This window comes from Agrobacterium sp. CGMCC 11546, from assembly GCF_013365515.1.
GTDB classification, from domain to species: Bacteria; Pseudomonadota; Alphaproteobacteria; order Rhizobiales; family Rhizobiaceae; genus Agrobacterium; species Agrobacterium fabrum.
The window spans coordinates 1,531,958-1,548,654 of the sequence record NZ_CP047388.1 but is presented as its reverse complement, the minus strand read 5'-3'; the positions used below and the strand labels follow the sequence as shown (position 1 = coordinate 1,548,654).

The window sequence follows — 16,697 nt, the reverse complement described above, 5'->3', positions numbered from 1 at the left end:
CGGCGGCGCGGGCCGCCGCTTTCACACCCCACGCTTATTCCCCCACAACAGCACATGCAGCTGCGGCAACACGCGCGCTGAAAACCAGCGGTCTTCACTGATCTTCTCCACCAGCCACAACATTCGGTCCATGACCCCATCGATATCCACCCGCGCATCGTCATCATCCGGCGGCGGCGGAGTGTGATTGCCCGGCTGGAGATAGACCGGCAGATGCGGAAAACGCGCGGATGCCGCCTTGGCATAGGCATAGTCCGCATCATCGAAGATAACGACCTTCAGAGCCACCTGCGGACCATCGCCGGCGGCGGCGAGACAGTCTTCGAATGCCTGCCAGTCCGTTTCCATACCGCTCGATGGCGGTTTCGGGCTCAGCACCAGATGATCTAGATCGGCAAACCAGTCTTTCGCGATACTGCCCTGCGTTTCCAGTGCGAAACGATACCCTTCGCCTTGCCCCTTCGCGATCAAAGTGCCGAGCGGCTGGATGGCGGGATTGCCGCCTGACAGTGACACCGTCAACGGCATGCCGCCGGAAAGCCCTAGCACCTCCTGCCATATCGCCTCGACGGACATCGGTTTCCACGTGTCGCGGTACTCACTGTCGACCGCATGCAGCGTATCGCACCAGGAGCAGCGGTAATCGCAGCCACCGGTACGCACAAAGACGGTTGGCAGGCCGATCAGCGGCCCCTCGCCCTGAATGGTCGGGCCGAAGATTTCGCTGATGCGGACCGTGGTTTCCCTCGCAGCAATATTCCGTGCAGCCTCCGTCATGGCCGGTATTCCGCCCAGGTCTTGGTGGTTTCACTCACTCGAACGGCGCTGGTTTCCGGCAGGCTGGTCTTGCACCAGTCGTAGAAATGCTTTGCCAGACATTCCGCCGTCACCTGGTCATGGCCGAGAACGTCGTTCAGGTGGCGATGGTCGAAATGATCGTCTATGTAGCGCTTCAGCGGCGCCAGCTCGTGATAATCGCGCACGAAACCATGCTCGTTCAGCTCTTCGCCTGATAGTTCCACTTCGACGATGTAATTGTGCCCGTGCAGGCGGTTGCACTGGTGATCTGACGGCAGGCTTTTCAGCTGATGCGAGGCGGAGAAGTGAAACTCCTTGGTGATGCGAAACATCAGTGCACCTCCTGCGCCGCATAGGCCTGCGTGGCCGCCACCCAGAAATCCGGGTCTTCGTATTCCGTGGGATCGGTGACTCCCGCCAGATGGAAGGCCTCGCGCCGCTCCACGCAGGTGCCGCAACGGCCGCAATGGCGCAAGCCTCCCTTGTAACAGGACCAGGTTTCGCCAAATGGCGTGCCGTATTTCACCGCGTCAGTCACAATCGCCGCTTTGGAGACGGTGACGTAGGGCGCAAACAGGGTGACGTCGGCGTAACCTTCCAGTGCATGGGCCTGCATGGCATTAAAGCTGTCGATGAAGCCCGGCCTGCAATCGGGATAGATGAAATGGTCGCCGCCATGCACGGCGATCGCCACCGCATCCGCCTGCTGGGCGGCGGCAAGGCCAAACGCGATGGTCAGCATGATGGCGTTGCGGTTTGGCACCACGGTGGAGCGCATGGTCTCTTCCGCATAATGGCCATCAGGCACGTCGATATCGTCCGTAAGCGCCGAACCGGTGAGGTGCGCGCCGATGGTTCCGATATCGATGAGATGATGCGGCACGCCGAGACGTTTTGCGCAGTCGGCGGCGAAATCCAGTTCCTTCTTGTGGCGCTGGCCATAATCGAAGGAGACGAGAGCGAGAAGTTCATGTTCCGCCGCGATTTTATGGGCAAGCGAAACGGAGTCCAATCCGCCGGAGCAGATCACGATGGTTTTCATAAGTTGGGATCCCTTGTTTTGACCGGGTGGGCTGCGACCGGATACGGCGCGGCTTTAAACCAAACCGAAGGGATTGTGAAGACCTGCGGTAAAAACACGAAAGCGGCAAAGTCCCCTTCGCCGCTTTCCGTATCGCCTCAAACCTCAGCGCAGCAGCGCCTGCGCCTCCTCGATACCGAGTGCTGCCGGCTGCGTGCAGGTCGTCGTCATCTCAATGAAACGACCTTCCTCGCCTGACCTCAGGATCGACGTCATCACGTCGATGCCATGCAGGGAGCGATCTAGCGAGCAGCGCGCATCACGGCCCTCAAGGATCGCTATCGCCATATCTGCAAGTCCCGCCGTGCGGTAATTGGCGCGCGGGCCGTTCGGGCTTTCCTGATTGGCGATGCCGAAGGGATGCGCCCAGTCTTCCAGCGGCTGGATATTCTTGTCACGACCGCTGGCCTCCACCACCCCGCCGAAGAAGTTCGGGTCCGGCACGTAGATCGAGCCTTCGGTGCCATAGAGTTCCATATTGGCATGGCGGTGCGACCACACATCCCAGCTGGCCGAAAGCGTGATCGTCGCGCCATTCACGAATTCCAGCAGCGCATGGATATTGGTCGGTGTTTCCACCGGAATGATTTCGCCATTCATCGGCTGGCTGGTCACCGTGCGGGTGGGGTTTGCCATCGAGGTCAAAGCACCGACGCGTTTGACCGGCCCGATGAGGTTGATGAGATTGGCAACGTAATAGGGGCCAAGATCGAGGATCGGCCCACCGCCCTTCAGGAAGAAGAAGCCGGGATTGGGGTGCCACATCTCCATGCCGGGGCTCATCACATGGCAGGTGCCTGACGTGATGCGCCCGACCTTGCCGTCATCGATATATTGTCGGGCAAGCTGATGCGCGCCGCCGAGGAACGTATCCGGCGCGCAGCCGACGGAGAGTTTTTTCTCGCGGGCGATGCGACGCAGTTCCTCGCCCTCTTCGAGCGACAGCACCAAAGGTTTTTCCGAATAGACGTGCTTTCCCGCCTCGAGGGCTGCTTTCGACACCGGAAAATGCGCGGCAGGAACAGTAAGGTTCACCACCACGTCGATATCCTTGTTGGCGAGCAGTTCCTCGATGGACTGCGCGACAACACCGAACTCTTCCGCCCTCAGCTCCGCCGCATTGCGGTTGAGGTCGGCGCAGGCAAGCACCTTGATCCCCTTGAAGAGCGGTGCCAGCGAGAAATATGCAGACGAGATATTGCCGCATCCGATGATGCCGACGCCAAGATCCCTGGTCATGATGAAACTCCGAAATGTGAGACTTAGTAGGTTTTGAAGGAAGCGATCGAGCGGGTGATCAGTCGATCTATGTCCTTGGGATTGTCGTGCTCGACCACGAAATGTTTCGTGGCGGATTTCGCCTTCAGCGCCGCCACAAGGCCCTTCCAGTCCACCGTGCCATGGCCAACATCGGCCCAGCCATCCTCATCCGCATTCTCGCCCGATGGTGCGATATCCTTCACATGCACGGCGGTGATGCGCTTGCCATAGCTTTCGATCCAGGCAAGCGGATCGGCATTGCCCCTGATAATCCAGGCGATATCCGCTTCCCATTTTAGGTCCGGCCCGCCGGCAAAAATCTGCTCCTGCGGGGTGGAACCGTCGGCAAGCGCCTTGAACTCGAAATCGTGGTTGTGCCAGCCGAAGGTCAGGCCGGCATCTACGAAGGGTTTTCCGGCTTCCTGCAGGCGCTTGCCGAAAGCGGACCAGCCGCTCGCGTCGGTCGGGCGCTGGTCGGGCATCAGGTAAGGGCAATAGATCGCCTCAACGCCCAGAACCTTGGCAATATTGAGCGCCTTTTTCGGGTCGCCTTCAAGAAGATCAAGGCCGAAATGGCCGGTCGGCATGGTCAGGCCATTGGCGTCGAGTTCCGCGCGCAGGCCCTTCAGCCCGGCCTCATCAAGAGAGGCGTACATCGCGCCATAACCTTCGACCTGCTTGTAGCCGGCCGCCGAAAGCTTCTTCAGAATATCGGAAAAAGGCTGGAAATTGCGGGCGCTGTAAAGCTGGAAACCGAGTTCTGTCATTGTCTCCTCCATAGAGATTTGGGTCTTGGGATTGTGTGGGGGAATAGTTGCAGCGTCTAAAGCCGCTCCTCGCTCTCAGCGTCGAACAACGAGGCCATGGTCAGGTCGAGGCCGAGGCGAACCTTTGTGCCGGGCGAAAACCGCCTGTGGCCGCCGACGCGCACCGACATTGTGTGGCCGGCATGTTTCAGCCAGATCAGATTGTCAGCACCCATCGGCTCCTCGATATCGACGACAGCCTCATGCACCTCGCCACTGAGGATATCGGCATCGACACGCACATGTTCGGGACGCACGCCGAGAACGACGGCGCGACCGGCGGCAAGCGGCGTTTCCGGCTGATAGCCATCCAACGAAAAACTGACGCCATTGGTGGTGAAGACCACCTTGCCGTCTTTTTCGATCAATTCACCGCGCAGGAAATTCATCGACGGCGAGCCGATGAAACCGGCGACGAAGAGGTTCCGCGGCTTGTTATAGATGGTGACCGGGTCCGCCAATTGCTGGATGACGCCGCTTTTCATGATGGCGATGCGATCCGCCAGCGTCAGCGCCTCGATCTGGTCGTGCGTTACATAGATCATGGTGTTCTTCAGCGACTGGTGCAGCCGCTTGATTTCGACGCGCAGTTCCGAACGCAGTTTAGCGTCGAGGTTGGAGAGCGGTTCGTCGAACAGGAACACATCCACATCGCGCACCAGTGCCCGGCCAATCGCCACACGCTGGCGCTGGCCGCCGGAAAGTTCGGCCGGCTTGCGCTTCAGCAGCGGCTCGATCTGGAGGATACCGGCCGCCCTTTTCACACGCCGTTCGATTTCGTCCTTTGGAATCTTTGCGACCTGAAGGCCGAAGGACAGGTTCTTCTCCACCGTCATCTGCGGATAAAGCGCATAGGACTGGAACACCATGCCGATGCCGCGGTCCTTCGGTTCCTCCCAGGTGACGTTGCGATCCTTGATGAAGATCTGCCCGTCGGTCGGTTCCAGAAGCCCGGCAATGCAATTGAGAAGGGTCGACTTGCCGCAGCCGGAAGAGCCGAGCAGCACGAGGAATTCGCCGTCGTAAATATCGAGATTGAGGTCTTTCAGCACGGTAACGGCGCCGAAGGACAGGGAAAGATCGCGGATGGAAACGCTTTTGTTCATATAGCTCAACCTTTTACTGCGCCGGCAGCAATGCCGCGGACGAAAAGCCTGCCGGAGACGAAATAAACGATCAGCGGCACTGCCCCGGTCAGAAGCGTGGCGGCCATGTTGACGTTGTATTCCTTCACGCCCTGCACCGAGTTGACGATATTATTGAGCTGCACCGTCATCGGGTAATATTCCGGCCGGGTGAACACCACACCGAACAGGAAGTCGTTCCAGATGCCGGTCACCTGCAGGATCATTGCCACAACAAAGATCGGCAGTGACATGGGCAACATGATGCGGAAATAGATCTGCCAGAAATTGGCGCCATCGATGCGCGCCGCCTTGAACAGTTCCTCCGGCAGAGAGGCGAAATAATTGCGGAACAGCAGCGTCAGGATCGGCATGCCGAAGATGGTGTGCACGATGACAAGGCCGGTCAGCGTGCCATAAATGCCCATTTCACGCAGCACGATGACAATTGGATAGATCATCACCTGATAAGGAATGAAGGCACCGATGATCAGGATCGAGAAGAACAGTTCCGATCCCTTGAACTTCCAGTTGGCCATGGCGTAGCCGCTGACGGAAGCGACGACGATGGAAATGACGACGGAAGGCACGAGAATGCGCACCGAGTTCCAGAAGCCGCGCGAAAGTCCGTCGCAGTTCAGACCCGTGCAGGCATTTGCCCAGGCCTTTACCCAGGGCTCGAAGGTGATCTCCACCGGCGGTGCGAAAATGTTGCCGAGCCGGATTTCCGGCATGCCCTTCAGCGAGGTGACAACCATCACGTAAAGCGGCAGCAGGTAATAGGCAGCAGCCACGAACAGCGTGCCGTAAAGAATGATGTTGCGGCGGGAAAAGGTTTTCCTCGGCTTCCTGCCGCGCGGGCCGGAAAGGTCTTTGGCAACCGCATCGGTGGCGGCGACGACCGTATTTAATGTGCTGATATTAGCCACGCTTCTTGCCTCCAAATTCGAGGTAGGCCCATGGAATGACGATGATCGCGACGGTCAGAAGCATCATGGTCGAGGCGGCAAAGCCCTGCCCCAGGTTCTGCGCCTGAAACATGTAGTCATAGACATATTTCGCCGGCACTTCGGACGCGATGCCCGGCCCGCCGCTGGTCTGCGCGACGACAAGATCGTAGACCTTGACGATGCCGCTCGCGATAATGACGAGGGTGGTGATGAAAACCGGCCGCATCATCGGAATGATGATGAGGATATAGGTCTTCCACATCGGAATGCCGTCGACGCGCGTCGCCTTCCAGATATCCTCGTCGATGCCGCGAAGACCGGCCAGCATCAGGCACATGACGAGCCCCGTGCCCTGCCAGAGCGCCGCGATCAGGATACCGTAGATGACGATCTGCGGATTATAGAGCGGATCGAAGGTGAAGCTTTCCCAGCCCATCGAACGGACCACGGACTGGATGCCGAATTCCGGGTTCAACAACCATTGCCAGACAAGGCCGGTAACGATGAACGACAAAGCGAAGGGATAAAGGAAGATGGTGCGGAAGGTGTTCTCGAAGCGGATTTTCTGATCCATCAGCGCCGCCAGCACGAAGCCGATGACGAGGCTGAACATCAGCGACAAGATGCCGTAGATCGCCAGGTTCTGGATGGAAACGATCCAGCGTGGTGCCGCCCACAGTCGCTCATACTGGTCAAAACCGATGAAGCTCGCCCGCGGCAGAAGCTTGGAATTGGTGAAGGAATAAATCACCGTCCAGACCGTGCCGCCGAGGAAGATCACCATCGCGGTCAAGATCATGGGAATGGAGGCAATCTTGGAATTGAGATTGCGGAAAAGCTGATTGGGACGCCTGGAGCGCGTTTGACCTGCCATGTTACCTCCTCCTGTAACGTTACAGTCAACGGTCAGGCAAAAACCTCACCGCATGAAACCCCTGCCCTTGCTGGTGAATATTGCACGGACCGGACGTTGGAATGGGGAGCGGTAAACCGCTCCCCAACCCGGAGAGATCACTATCAGTCAGCAGAACCGATAAGGTCCGCGAAGCGCTTCTGGCCATCCGCCGCAGACATCGAGCCGGCGAAGAATTCAGCCATCAGGTCTTCCTTCTGTTTCTGCGTATCTGCGGAAATCAGCTGGTCGGTGCTGGTAAGCGCATTGCCCTTGGCCAGAATTGCCAGACCCTTCTTCATGCAGTCATTGGCTGCATTGAGGTCCACGTCGCCACGGATCGGCAACGAGCCCTTTTTCAGGTTGAAAGCAACCTGAGTCTTCGGATCGACGATGGTTTCGGCCAGCACATCCTGCGCCTTGGTCTTCGCTTCGTCTTTCAGAACAGGGAAATAAAAGGCGTCGCCACCGGTGGTGATATAGTCATTGAGGCCAAGACCCGGCAGGCAGGAATAATCCGTGCCGGCCTTCTGGTTGGCCAGCTGGAATTCGCCCTGCGCCCAGTCACCCATGATCTGGCCGCCCGCCTTACCTGTTATCACCATGTTGGTGGCCTGGTTCCAGTCCTGAACATTGGTGCCCTTGGCCATATCGCGCGCCTCGACGGCCGCCGCGAAAATCTTCGCCATATCGGGACCGGCTGCCGCCTCGGCATCCTTGTCGCCATAGACCTTCTGATAGAGGTCCTTGCCGCCGATCGAAAGCGTCAGCGTGTCGAACAGGCCGTTGGCCTGCCAGGCTTGCCCGCCAAGCGCCAGCGGCTGGATGCCGGCCTTTTTGAGCGCCGGTGCGGCTGCGACAAATTCCGTCCAGTTCTTCGGAACCTCGACACCCGCCTTCTTAAAGGCGGCGTTGGAAAGCCAGAGCCACTGCCAGGAATGGATATTCACCGGCGCACAATAGATTTTGCCGTCGATGGTGCAGCTGTCGAGCAGGCTTGCCGGTTTGATGACCTCTTTCCAGTTGCCCTTTGCGGCAACGTCGGACAGATCGCGCATCAGGCCGGCCTGCACCAGCTCTTCCGCCTGCCGGCCGTGGTTGAACTGGGTGGCGCCCATCGGGTCGCCGCCGGTGATACGGCTGATCATGATCGGCCGGGCCGTGCCGCCCGAGCCGGCAATCGCGCCATCCACCCATTTATTGCCGGTCGCATCGAAAGCCTTGGCCAGTTCGGCCACCGCTGCGGCTTCGCCGCCCGATGTCCACCAATGGGTCACCTCAAGATCGGTGGCCCCGGCCATACCCGCCGGAATCATGACACTGGCCAAAAAGGCCGCAGAAATAACACGCATTCGCATGAGTCTCCTCCCTCACTGAAACGTTGCAGTAGGAACCTATGCGAAGATTTTTGATTAGGCAACCGCCTAAAATATGAATCTCGATGTGGCTGTTTTGGACATCCCTTGCGATTGGAAACCCCGCAAATCTGCGACCGGCGGCATGCTGCGTCCTGTCGGCGGGTCCTTTCCATTCCTGCAATTTCTGCAAGGGGCGCGGCTGCTGCATCCGTATTTGGGTAGCGGGTGCTCCCCTAAAACTTAAAGACGAGCCGGAACGCCTCCCGCCTCGCCTCTGTCGTGCTACCTCAAAACACCATCTACTACTGACGCTTGTAATCATCCTCGATGCGGATGACATCGTCCTCGCCGAGATAGGCGCCTGTCTGGATTTCCACAAGTTCGAGCGGAATTTGCCCCTCATTGGCCAGTCGGTGCGGCTGACCGATCGGGATGTAAACCGACTGGTTTTCCGTCAGCAGACGGGTCTCTTCGCCGATCGTCACCGTCGCTGTGCCCTTGACGACAATCCAGTGTTCAGAGCGGTGATAGTGTTTCTGGAAAGAAATGCGATGGCCGGGATCGACCGTGATATGGCCGACCCTGTAACGCTGATCGACATACATGTGCTCGATGTAACCCCATGGGCGGTAGACGCGCTTGTGGGTCTGGGTCTGCGGCGCATGGTTCCCGCCCTTCAGCGTGTCGACCAGCCCCTTCACATCCTGCACCCGGTTTTTCGGCACCACCAGAACTGCATCCTTGGTGGCCACCACCACCAGATCCTTCGCGCCCACCACCGTCGTTAGCAATTGCGTGGAATGGATCAGGCAACCCTCGGAATCGATGAAGACGCCATCGCCCTCGAGCGCGTTGTCATTGCCATGCTTGTCGGCAATTTCCCAGATCGCGTCCCAGCTGCCGATATCGGACCAGCGGAAATGGCCGTGCACGACAGCCATGCGCTTGGTCTTCTCGATGACAGCGTAATCGATGGAATTCTTAGGCGAAGCCTCGAAGCTTGCCTGATGCAGGCGCACGAAACCAAGGTCGCTTTCATATTGTTCGACCGCCTGCGTCACCGCAGCCAGGATTTCCGGCGCGAAGGCCTTAAGCTCCGCGATCATCACATCGGAACGGAACAGGAAGTTGCCGGAGTTCCAGAGGTAACCTTTTTCCAGATAGGAGATGGCCGTCGTCACATCAGGCTTTTCCACGAAGGCATCGACAGTGCTGAGGTCTTTTTCGCCGTCGATCGCGTCACCCGGCTTGATATAACCGTAGGAGGTGCGCGGCTCGGTCGGCACCAGGCCGAAAACGACGATATTGCCCTGATCGGCGGCTTTCGCACCAAGCTTCACGGCCTCGGAGAACGTGTCGACATCCAGCACCACATGGTCGGCGGCAAGAGCCAGCACAAGACATCCGGGTTCACGGCGTTCGGCCAGCACGGCGGCGGCGGCCATGGCGGCGGCGCTGTCGCGGCGGGCGGGTTCCAGCACCACGGTCGCCGGCAGATCGATCTCTTCGGCCTGTCGGCGGGCAAAAAAGCGGAAATCCTCGTTGGTGATGACCAGCGGCTCTGCATAAAGGCTCTTGTCGCCGACCCGCTTCAACGTCTGCTGATAGGTCGAAAGATTGCCGACCAGCGGCTGGAACTGCTTGGGCAACTGATCGCGCGACACCGGCCAGAGCCGCGAACCGGCACCGCCAGCAAGAAGAACCGGCGTGATCTTTCGAGATTGTTCGTTCACAACAAAACCTTTCCAACTCTAAAAAATTTCCCGGCGCGCCGGACAATATAGATATTTCCAAATACCGCCATCATCGGTTCACGGGCGGACAAGTTCAAGCTCATAAATTCGCCTTGTGAAAGCTTGGTGAATGGCGGTGTGTTGCCGGCGGGCCTGTTTTCCTAACGCGAGGATGATGGCGAGGTTCCGCACGAAAGTGCCGGTTATCCTGAACCCAAACAAAGAAAAACCCCGGAATTATCTCCCGGGGTTTCTTTTTCAAAGTGTTGAACCAAAAGGATCAGTTGGGCAATGCATAAGCGATGACGTAGTCGCCGCGATCGGGAGACTGGCGGGCACCGCCGGCCGAGATGACGACATATTGCTTGCCCGTCTTCGGAGACTTGTAGCTCATCGGGCCGCCCTGGCTGCCGACCGGAAGGCGGGCCTTCCAGACTTCCTTGCCGGTCGCCGTATCGAAGGCGCGCAGATAATAATCCTGCGTACCGGCGATGAAGACGAGGCCGCCCTGGGTGGCGAGCGTGCCGCCGAGCGTCGGCATGCCGATCGGGATCGGAAGCCCCATCTTGATACCGAGCGGACCCGTATCTTCGACCGTGCCGACCGGGACCTGCCACTTGATCTGCTGCGTCTTCATGTCGATCGCGGTCATGGTGCCATAGGGCGGAGCCTGGCATGGGATGCCGAGAGCCGACAGGAAGCGGTTCTTGTTCACCGCATAGGGCGTGCCCTTCATCGGGACGACGCCCATGCCGGTATTGACGCTTTCGCCACCGCTGGCAACGGCCTTGGTGGGTGCGGCTTCCTTCATCTCGATCCAGAGACCGAGGCGCATGTCGTTGATGAAGATGGTGTTGGTGGTCGGATCGGTCGACAGACCACCCCAGTTCATGCCGCCGAGTGACCCCGGGAAGGCGAGCGAGAGGTCCGTGCCGGGCGCCGTATACAACCCCTCATAACGCATGCCCTTGAAGGCGATGCGGCACAAAAGCTGGTCGAATGGGGTCGCACCCCACATATCGGCTTCCGTCAGCGTCTGCGCACCGATCTGCGGCATGCCGACGGAACGCGGCTGCGTGGGGGCGTAGGGCTCATTGGGAATATTGGCAGCCTTGACGGAAACCTCTTCCACCTTGGTCAGCGGCTGTCCCGTCGCGCGGTCGAGCACGTAGAGCTGCCCCGCCTTGGTGCCGAAGACCAGCGCCGGAACGCTGGTTCCGTCAGCCTTCGGGAAATCGACAAAGCTCGGCTGCATCGGCACGTCGAAGTCCCAGAGGTCGTTATGAACCGTCTGGTATACCCACTTTTCGCGGCCGGTCGTGGCATCGAGCGCCAGCATGGAGGCACCATATTTATGGTCGAGCGGCGTGCGTGTCGCGCCATAAAGATCGACCGAAGGGCTGCCGACGGGCATAAAGACCGTGTTCAGGTCCGGATCGTAGGACATGGATGCCCAGACATTCGGCGTGGAACGTGTGTAAGTCTGGCCCGGAGGCGGCAGCTTGGTGATATCGGGATTGCCGGGGTCGAAAGCCCAGCGAAGCTCGCCCGTCACCACGTCGAAACCGCGCATCACGCCGCCGGGCATGTCCACCTGCACGTTATCGGCGATACGGCCGCCGACAACGACGGTGGTGCCGGCAAGCGTTGGTGCCGAGGTCAGCACATATTGCGGGTCCGGCGCATCTCCCATACCGATCTTCAGATCGACGCGGCCATTTGTGCCGAAATCAGGGCAAAACGCGCCCGTGTCCGCATCAAGCGCGATGAGTTCCGCATTGATCGTGTTCATCAGAATACGGCGCTGGCAAAGTGCACCTTCGGCCACAACCGCGGCCGTGACGGGCGTGGAGCCCGGCGCAGTCGGTTGCTTCAGCGGCGCCTTGGCATCGAAATAGGCAAGGCCGCGGCAACGCATCCAGACGGAGGATTTCGAATTGATTTCCGCCTTCCACTTCTCGGTTCCGGTATCGGCATCGAGCGCGATGACATTGTTGTGCGGCGTGCACAGGAACACGGTGTCACCTACCTGCAGCGGCGTCTGCTGGTCTTCCGCACCGTTGGCGCCGGGGCTGATCGGGGTATCGCCGGTGTGGTAGGTCCAGGCGACTTCGAGGTTCTTGATGTTGTCTCGGGTAATTTCATCAAGCGCCACGAAACGGCTGCCGCCGGACGTATTGCCGTAATGTTCCCAGTTCTTCTGCTCCGTTTCCGGCTTGACCGGCGTCAGCGCCGCCGGCTCGCCATTGAAGGCAACGGTCGGATGCGCCACGAACATGCCGGCAAAACCGGCCCCGGAAGCGATGGCGAGAACAGCGGCTACCGCGAAAGAAGAGCCATATGCCGGCGTTTTGCCGGCCGCGCGGCGCAGCAGCGGGTATGACAGGGCAACGACGGTTGCGCCAACCCCGATGGCCAGCAGACGGGAAATCAGCGGCCAGAAGTGAAGGCCCGCTTCCCATACAGCCCAGACGCCGGTGAGGATGAAAACAAGACCGAAAAGAAGCGCGCCTGCCGGCTTGCGCAGCAGGATCAGCAGGCCCGAAACGATGAGCGAAAGACCTGCGGCGATGAAGTAGGGGCTGCCACCGAGAGCGACGAGCTGCCAGCCGCCAATGGCGAAGAACAGGCCCGCAGCGATGATGACCGCGCCGAGCACCAACAGCCATAATCTGGCCGGGAGCGACAATGAAGTTGTTGGATTACCCATGAATGAATGTCCGTCTATAAGAGCCGCCCGAAAGGCTGAAGCCCGATGATCGTTCAGTGTCCGGCAAAGCCCGGACAGTTCGCCGCCGATAAGGCCAGGCAAAGATGCGCCGGAGGCGGCGCGGCTGAACGGGGAACGATAGTGGGGGAGGCTTCGGTAGTGACCGTCATTTTTGACCCATTCGCTGCAGGTTATCGCCGGCCGAATGGACGACGGGACATATGCTTGAACAAATCCTCCCCGGCCCTGATCGCCCTCACCTGCAAGGGTGGGAAAGACGTTCTGGACGCTGGCTGCGGTATAACGTCGCCCGCGACAAGATGACAATGCGCAAGACGGGCAATTTTGATAAGCTAGGCTTATATCACGCCGCGCCCGATAACACAAAGACCTCTTCGCCAATGGATACTCGCCAGCTCACCATATTTGTGGAGGCCGCCAAGGCCAGAAACTTCCGGGCCGCTGCCGTCCAGCTCGGCATCGCCCAGCCAGCCGTGACCCAGCGCATACGGCAGCTGGAGGAGAATCTGGGCTTCAAGCTCTTTCACCGCATTAATCGGGGTGTGGAACTCACCCCGGCGGGGCAATCCATGCTCATCGAGGCGGAAGAAATCCTTGCCCGCACCAAAGGCGCGCTTGAAAAGGCGCAGCAGATCCGGCGCGGTGAGCTCGGCACGCTGCGCATCGGTTACGGCACCAGTGTCATGGCCGAGCGGAAGCTGCCGGCACTGATCACCCGCTATGGTGATGAGCACAGAGATGTGACGCTGGAACTATTGCCCGGCATGACGATGGAACAGCTGATCGAGCAGGTGGAAACACGCAAGACCGATGTCGCCTTCATCCGTGCACCCCTTCCCCGGCTGCCACAGACCCTGAGGGCCATGCCTTTCGACCGCTCGAAACTGTGCGTTGCCCTGTCGGACAGTCATCCGCTGGCCTCCAGCCGCAGAATATCGGCTGGCGATATCGTGCAGGAAAAACTGCTGCTGCCGATCGATGAGATCGGCCTCGGCCTCAGCAGCAGCGCGCTCACGCTTTTCGAGGATGCCGGTTGCGAACCGCAAATCGGCATGCGTATCGCCAACATCAATACCATTCTTGCCCTGGTGGAAGCGGGTGCGGGCATTTCCATCCTGCCGGAAAACACCGTGCGTTCCACCCGCGGTATTACCGGCGTACCGCTCGACAGCGCCGACGCATGGTCGGACTGCGTGCTGGTCGTCAGGCGCGGCCCGCTTGCCCTCCACGTCGATGCCTTCGTAAATATGGCCCGCCAGGCTTACCAACCAAGCCTTTGACAACAAACATACGGACTTAATCGATTGAATCGGCCGTAAATTTCATCACGCTTAAATTTGCTGCACTGAACAACATTCAAGGCTTGGCAGGCGTGCAAAAAATACCATAACAACAACGAATATTTTTATACTGATAACGACAGGAAAGCACGCTCAGCCCATGTCCGACACGACAAAATCCGCCAGCACAAGAACATCGGTTACGGATCAGGAAGCCCTAGATTTCCACGCGCAGGGCAGGCCGGGCAAACTGGAAATCACCCCGACCAAGCCGATGGCAACGCAGCGGGATCTGTCGCTCGCCTATTCGCCCGGTGTCGCCGTGCCGGTGAAAGCCATCGCCGAAAATCCGGCGACCGCTTACGATTATACCACCCGCGGCAACATGGTGGCCGTCATCTCGAACGGCACCGCCATCCTCGGGCTCGGCAATCTCGGCGCGCTCGCCTCCAAGCCGGTCATGGAAGGCAAGTCGGTCCTCTTCAAGCGTTTCGCCGATGTCGATTCCATCGATCTCGAGGTCGATACCGAAGACGCCGATGAATTCATCAATTGCGTGCGTTACCTCGGCCCCTCCTTCGGCGGCATCAACCTCGAAGACATCAAGGCCCCGGAATGTTTCATCATCGAAAGCCGCCTGCGCGAGCTGATGGACATTCCCGTTTTCCATGATGACCAGCACGGCACCGCCATCATCGCCGCCGCCGGCCTCATCAACGCCATCGAACTGACCGGCCGCGACTTCAAGACCACCAAGCTCGTCTGCAACGGTGCGGGCGCTGCGGCGATTGCCTGCATGGATCTCATCAAGGCCATGGGGTTCAACCCGGAAAACATCACGCTCTGCGATACCAAGGGCGTAATCTATCAGGGCCGCGCCGAAGGCATGAACCAATGGAAATCCGCCCATGCGGTGAAGACCAATAACCGCACGCTGACGGAAGCCATGAAGGGTGCGGATGTGGTGTTCGGCCTGTCGCAGAAGGGCGCTTTCACTGAAGAGATGATCCGCTCGATGGCGCCGAAGCCGATCATTTTCGCCATGGCCAACCCGGATCCGGAAATCACGCCGGAAGAAGTCTCGCGCATCCGCGACGACGCGATCATGGCGACTGGACGTTCTGACTACCCGAACCAGGTCAACAACGTTCTGGGCTTCCCCTATATCTTCCGCGGCGCGCTCGATGTGCGTGCCCGCCAGATCAACGACGCGATGAAGATTGCCGCCGCACAGGCGCTGGCCGATCTTGCCCGCGAAGATGTGCCTGACGACGTGGCCGCCGCCTATCAGGGCAACCGCCCGCGCTTCGGGCCGCAATACATCATTCCGGTTCCATTCGATCCGCGCCTGATCTCGGCCATTCCGGTGGCCGTGGCCAAAGCCGCCATTGAAACCGGCGTCGCCCAGCGCGAAATACCCGATCTCGACGCCTATGCCCGCGAGCTTTCCGCCCGCCGCGACCCGATGGCCTCGACGACGCAGCGCCTTTACGAGCGTGTGCGCCGTTCGCCCAAGCGCGTGGTCTTTGCCGAAGCGGAAGAAGAGCAGGTCATGCGCGCGGCGATTTCGTTCACGGCGCAGGGTCTCGGCACAGCCATCCTGCTCGGCCGCGACGATATCATCAAGGCCAATGCGGAACGAGCCGGCATCGATCTCGACCGCGCCAATATCGAAATCACCAATGCCCGTCTCTCCAGCCGTGTCGATGCCTATGTCGATTATCTCTACGCGCGTTTGCAGCGCGGCGGCTTCCTGCTGCGCGACGTGCAGCGTCTCATCCATAACGACCGCAACCATTTCGCCGCCTGCATGGTGGCGATGGGCGATGCGGATGCCGTGGTGACCGGCGTTACCCGCAATTATTCCACCGCGCTGGAGGATATCCGCCGCTGTATCAACACCAAGCCTGGCCATCGCGTCATCGGCGTTTCGCTTGTTGTCTCCCGAAATCGCACCGTCTTCGTCGCTGATACCGCCGTGCACGACATGCCGAATGCGGAAGACCTTGCCGATATCGCGGAAGAGGCGGCCCACCTCGCCCGCCGTTTCGGTTATGAGCCACGCGTCGCCATGCTTGCCTATTCCACCTTCGGCCAGCCGGTCGGTGAACGCTCCGACAAGGTGCGCGAAGCGGTGAAAATCCTCGACAAGCGCAATGTCAATTTCGAGGTGGACGGCGAGATGTCGGCGGATGTGGCGCTGAACCATCAGCGCATGCAGAGCCAGTATCCCTTTGCCCGCCTTTCCGGTGCGGCCAACGTGCTGGTCATGCCCGCCATCCATTCCGCCTCCATCTCCACCAAGATGCTGCAGGAACTGGGTGGCGCGACCGTCATCGGTCCGCTTCTCGTCGGCCTCGACAAATCGGTGCAGATCACCTCAATGGGTGCCAAGGACAGCGATATCGTCAACATGGCGGCAATCGCGGCCTATAACGCCGGACGGTGACGTCGCCGTGTGTTCTTCTCCCCGCGAGGAGAAGAACACACCGCAATCGATCGCCTCATATCTGGCGAACCGGTCAACAGGCAGCGAAACCAAAGAACAGGATTCTACGATTTCCCATTAGTAGGATATTTTTTCGCATAAGTAGCTTTATTGGAACGCGATTTTATTCATACTATTTTTTGCGCAATGCCAATTCTCGCTCTCGGCGGGTGCCTCATGTAGTTTCCACTCACAC

At 59.4% G+C, this 16,697-nt stretch carries 13 protein-coding genes; 2 read left to right on the top strand and 11 right to left on the bottom strand.

Annotated features, from left to right (window positions below):
* Positions 1-21: 21 nt before the first annotated feature.
* The 11 genes from queE to GSF67_RS21640 all read right to left on the bottom strand — a co-directional run bounded on the left by queE (position 22) and on the right by GSF67_RS21640 (position 12,712).
* Positions 22-777, bottom strand: a complete 756-nt coding sequence (gene queE / locus GSF67_RS21690; RefSeq protein ID WP_006315202.1) for a 7-carboxy-7-deazaguanine synthase QueE — start codon at positions 775-777, stop codon at positions 22-24.
* Positions 774-1,130: a 6-carboxytetrahydropterin synthase QueD gene (gene queD, locus GSF67_RS21685; RefSeq protein ID WP_006315201.1), complete on the bottom strand. Its 357-nt coding sequence runs from the start codon at positions 1,128-1,130 to the stop codon at positions 774-776. Before queD ends, queE begins: the two co-directional genes overlap by 4 nt.
* Positions 1,130-1,840, bottom strand: coding sequence for a 7-cyano-7-deazaguanine synthase QueC (queC, locus tag GSF67_RS21680; protein ID WP_006315200.1), 711 nt, complete (start codon positions 1,838-1,840; stop codon positions 1,130-1,132). Before queC ends, queD begins: the two co-directional genes overlap by 1 nt.
* Positions 1,841-1,984: 144 nt before the next feature.
* The gene (locus GSF67_RS21675; protein ID WP_006315199.1) at positions 1,985-3,118 is read right to left on the bottom strand and encodes a Gfo/Idh/MocA family protein; all 1,134 of its coding nucleotides are present in this window, start codon (positions 3,116-3,118) and stop codon (positions 1,985-1,987) included.
* 23 nt (positions 3,119-3,141) lie between these two features.
* Positions 3,142-3,906, bottom strand: coding sequence for a sugar phosphate isomerase/epimerase (locus GSF67_RS21670; protein WP_006315198.1), 765 nt, complete (start codon positions 3,904-3,906; stop codon positions 3,142-3,144).
* A gap of 56 nt (positions 3,907-3,962) precedes the next feature.
* The gene (locus GSF67_RS21665) at positions 3,963-5,051 is read right to left on the bottom strand and encodes an ABC transporter ATP-binding protein (RefSeq protein WP_006315197.1); all 1,089 of its coding nucleotides are present in this window, start codon (positions 5,049-5,051) and stop codon (positions 3,963-3,965) included.
* Positions 5,052-5,056: 5 nt separating this feature from the next.
* Positions 5,057-5,998, bottom strand: a complete 942-nt coding sequence (locus GSF67_RS21660) for a carbohydrate ABC transporter permease (RefSeq protein WP_006315196.1) — start codon at positions 5,996-5,998, stop codon at positions 5,057-5,059.
* Positions 5,991-6,893, bottom strand: coding sequence for a carbohydrate ABC transporter permease (locus GSF67_RS21655; RefSeq protein WP_006315195.1), 903 nt, complete (start codon positions 6,891-6,893; stop codon positions 5,991-5,993). Before GSF67_RS21655 ends, GSF67_RS21660 begins: the two co-directional genes overlap by 8 nt.
* Before the next feature lie 143 nt (positions 6,894-7,036).
* Positions 7,037-8,269: an ABC transporter substrate-binding protein gene (locus GSF67_RS21650; RefSeq protein WP_010972963.1), complete on the bottom strand. Its 1,233-nt coding sequence runs from the start codon at positions 8,267-8,269 to the stop codon at positions 7,037-7,039.
* Between the two features lie 302 nt (positions 8,270-8,571).
* The gene (locus GSF67_RS21645; RefSeq protein ID WP_006315192.1) at positions 8,572-10,002 is read right to left on the bottom strand and encodes a mannose-1-phosphate guanylyltransferase/mannose-6-phosphate isomerase; all 1,431 of its coding nucleotides are present in this window, start codon (positions 10,000-10,002) and stop codon (positions 8,572-8,574) included.
* Between the two features lie 280 nt (positions 10,003-10,282).
* Positions 10,283-12,712 (bottom strand): glucose/quinate/shikimate family membrane-bound PQQ-dependent dehydrogenase, encoded by a 2,430-nt coding sequence (locus GSF67_RS21640; RefSeq protein WP_050813498.1) that lies wholly within the window; start codon positions 12,710-12,712, stop codon positions 10,283-10,285.
* Between the two features lie 326 nt (positions 12,713-13,038).
* Here GSF67_RS21640 and GSF67_RS21635 point away from each other — a divergent pair, with 326 nt between their 5' ends.
* A complete protein-coding gene (locus GSF67_RS21635) occupies positions 13,039-14,013 on the top strand; it encodes a LysR family transcriptional regulator (protein WP_006315190.1) in 975 nt (324 codons plus the stop codon).
* 160 nt (positions 14,014-14,173) lie between these two features.
* The gene (locus tag GSF67_RS21630; RefSeq protein ID WP_006315189.1) at positions 14,174-16,462 is read left to right on the top strand and encodes an NADP-dependent malic enzyme; all 2,289 of its coding nucleotides are present in this window, start codon (positions 14,174-14,176) and stop codon (positions 16,460-16,462) included.
* The last annotated feature ends 235 nt before the right edge of the window (positions 16,463-16,697 follow it).

Bases quoted from the DNA above. Each gene is read 5' to 3' on its own strand.
- GSF67_RS21675 (WP_006315199.1), bottom strand. From the start codon at position 3,118: ATGACCAGGGATCTTGGCGTCGGCATCATCGGATGCGGCAATATCTCG.
- queC (WP_006315200.1), bottom strand. From the start codon at position 1,840: ATGAAAACCATCGTGATCTGCTCCGGCGGATTGGACTCCGTTTCGCTT.
- GSF67_RS21665 (WP_006315197.1), bottom strand. From the start codon at position 5,051: ATGAACAAAAGCGTTTCCATCCGCGATCTTTCCCTGTCCTTCGGCGCC.
- GSF67_RS21650 (WP_010972963.1), bottom strand. From the start codon at position 8,269: ATGCGAATGCGTGTTATTTCTGCGGCCTTTTTGGCCAGTGTCATGATT.
- GSF67_RS21630 (WP_006315189.1), top strand. From the start codon at position 14,174: ATGTCCGACACGACAAAATCCGCCAGCACAAGAACATCGGTTACGGAT.
- queE (WP_006315202.1), bottom strand. From the start codon at position 777: ATGACGGAGGCTGCACGGAATATTGCTGCGAGGGAAACCACGGTCCGC.
- queD (WP_006315201.1), bottom strand. From the start codon at position 1,130: ATGTTTCGCATCACCAAGGAGTTTCACTTCTCCGCCTCGCATCAGCTG.
- GSF67_RS21635 (WP_006315190.1), top strand. From the start codon at position 13,039: ATGCGCAAGACGGGCAATTTTGATAAGCTAGGCTTATATCACGCCGCG.
- GSF67_RS21640 (WP_050813498.1), bottom strand. From the start codon at position 12,712: ATGGGTAATCCAACAACTTCATTGTCGCTCCCGGCCAGATTATGGCTG.
- GSF67_RS21670 (WP_006315198.1), bottom strand. From the start codon at position 3,906: ATGACAGAACTCGGTTTCCAGCTTTACAGCGCCCGCAATTTCCAGCCT.
- GSF67_RS21655 (WP_006315195.1), bottom strand. From the start codon at position 6,893: ATGGCAGGTCAAACGCGCTCCAGGCGTCCCAATCAGCTTTTCCGCAAT.